The organism is Pseudoalteromonas sp. SG43-1 (assembly GCF_014164415.1).
GTDB classification, from domain to species: domain Bacteria; phylum Pseudomonadota; class Gammaproteobacteria; order Enterobacterales; family Alteromonadaceae; genus Pseudoalteromonas; species Pseudoalteromonas distincta.
On the sequence record NZ_JACJFD010000089.1, the window covers coordinates 1 to 326 of the forward strand.

General features: G+C 49.4%; 1 protein-coding gene. It reads right to left on the reverse strand.

What is annotated here, in order from left to right:
* The coding region (locus H5159_RS20860; RefSeq protein WP_182780977.1) for an Ig-like domain-containing protein at window positions 1–326 on the reverse strand (326 nt) is incomplete at both ends.

Below are 326 nucleotides of genomic sequence, written 5' to 3' on the forward strand. Positions count from 1 at the left end.
GTACCTGTGTTGCCCGCTGCATCAGTGATGCTGGCGCTAACGCTATAATTCCCTTCGGCTAATGTGCCTGTTGGTGTCGCACTCCAGTTACCATTGGCATCGGTTTGTACATCAATGCTTTGAGTAGCATTTGCTGCATCTGTAAACGTCACCGTGATGGTGCTGTTAGGTGCATCACTAGTGCCTGTCACTGTGGGCGTGCTGTCATTTGTTAATAATGGCGCATCTACACTCACACTTGGTGCTGTGGTATCAATGGTGCCGTTGCCGGTAATATCGGTGCTGTTACCTGCCACATCGCTAATACTTGCTTCGATGCTATATGG